The 1,631-nt window shown below is 59.8% G+C and carries 3 protein-coding genes; all 3 read left to right on the top strand.

Annotated elements, in window-relative coordinates; all coding sequences use genetic code 11:
- The coding region (locus LG661_RS24565; protein ID WP_230534621.1) for a DUF6481 family protein at nt 1–210 on the top strand (210 nt) is incomplete at its 5' end.
- Between the two features lie 71 nt (nt 211–281).
- Nucleotides 282–560 carry a hypothetical protein gene (locus tag LG661_RS24560; protein ID WP_230534620.1) on the top strand — a complete coding sequence of 93 codons (279 nt, stop codon included), beginning with the start codon at nt 282–284 and terminating at the stop codon, nt 558–560.
- A 248-nt stretch (nt 561–808) separates the two neighbouring features.
- The gene (locus LG661_RS24555; protein WP_230534619.1) at nt 809–1,249 is read left to right on the top strand and encodes a hypothetical protein; all 441 of its coding nucleotides are present in this window, start codon (nt 809–811) and stop codon (nt 1,247–1,249) included.
- Nucleotides 1,250–1,631: the final 382 nt, after the last annotated feature.

Below are 1,631 nucleotides of genomic sequence, written 5' to 3'. Positions count from 1 at the left end.
GCCGAACGCGAGGCCACCAGGATCGCCGAGCAGGCGCGCGAGACCTCAGAGCAGGAGGCCCGCCAAGTGGCCGAGCATGAGCAGCGTCTTGCCCAGGAAGCCAACGAGGCGATAGAAAGGGCGGAGAGCGCCCACCGTCAGATTACTCTGGAAGCGGAGCAAAAGGCCGCCCGGGATGCCCGCTATGCCGCCCGAAAGGCACGCAAGTGAGCCAGTCCGGGACATCGGACAGACACCTACCTCAAGTTCTTTCATTGCACCCATATCATACCGGATTGGCAATGAACGAGTTTCAAGAGAACAAGGCGGACACCGCTGAGCGAACGGTCGCCAAACGAGACATCGAAGCTGTCCGGCAGCAGGGTGGCGTGTTCATCGAGGCTGTCCGCCGCACTCCCATGCCGATGCTCGTGACCAACGCCACCCTGCCCGGCAACCCAGTTTTTGCCGACCAATCGTTCGTTGATCTGTCCGGCTACAGCATGGACAAGCTGCTCGGGCAAGACCCACACTTCATGAATGGGCGAAGGCACCGACCCCGAGGCCATCCGGCGCTATGAGGCCGCGATCCTGGAGGGGTAGGACGAAACGCTGGAGATCATTCAGTACCGCAAGGACGGCCCCCCGTCTGCTTTGCCTAGGTTCATTTGCCCTTGGGCTCAGGTGTCAGAGGTGCCACGTCTGGACCGTTGAGCGCGGTGTAAGGCCTGCGTCGCGTCGCACAACGCCAAGCCACGGCGAGAAATCCTCTCAAGGCCGAGTGAAGCGGGAACGTCAACCTCTTGCCAGACTTGCGCGTTGATCAGGTATGCAATTCATCTGTGATGCCCCAGGGCAAAAAAGCTGGTTCCGAATAGAGACCGAGGGTGAAGCCATCCTGGAGTCGCAGATCATGAGCCACGCGGTTGAGAAGCATTTTCGCCAGGCTTGGGATGCTGCAACAGCCAGCTATCGACCGACAGCCAGCAGCCTCATTGAGCAGAACATTGGCCTAAAGGCCCACGTGCAGCGGACCATGCCGATGTTCTTGACCTTGCGAGATGCGGAGGGAAATGGCCTGGCAACAGCCATGCTTCCGCCTGGCGGGCACCCTGACCCATCCTTCAAGATCATCATTGTCGGGCCTGAGAATAAGGACCCCTATCCCGACCATACGGAGGCTATTGGCAAACTTGGTGAACACTTTGGCTTAAACCTCGACCGCAACCAGTGCTATCCCTACTCGGTGACCAGACCCTCCTGGAGATGAGCTCAGGCTGCGTCGCGGGGGCGGCTTCCGGATCAGACAAGGGAAATCCCTGCCCTTCGGAAAGGTCCGGTAGTCCCGGCCTGAGCAACCATTCGGCTCAACTCCGCAGCGTGCCATTTCTGGGGTCCGAACGGCCTTCCAATAGCCTTACGCATATGTGTTCTCCTTACTCATGGACTATGAGGCTGACGGATGAAGCAGCTGTCGCCACTGGAAGAGTAGAGTCCTATGCGGGCTGTTTCGTTCCTGGTTGCGTTGGCGCACTTCAGGACTGGGCCTCGTACCGGGTGGGAAGGCTCTTCTATTGCGGCCGACTTCGGCCCGGCGCATCAGACATAATCGGGATAGGGGGGAGCCTCGCGGTTCCACCCCTCCCACACCA

The organism is Microvirga roseola (assembly GCF_020866965.1).
GTDB lineage: Bacteria > Pseudomonadota > Alphaproteobacteria > Rhizobiales > Beijerinckiaceae > Microvirga > Microvirga roseola.
This window is presented reverse-complemented; position numbering and strand designations above follow the sequence as displayed.

Bases quoted from the DNA above. Each gene is read 5' to 3' on its own strand.
- LG661_RS24560 (WP_230534620.1), top strand. From the start codon at position 282: ATGAACGAGTTTCAAGAGAACAAGGCGGACACCGCTGAGCGAACGGTC.
- LG661_RS24555 (WP_230534619.1), top strand. From the start codon at position 809: ATGCAATTCATCTGTGATGCCCCAGGGCAAAAAAGCTGGTTCCGAATA.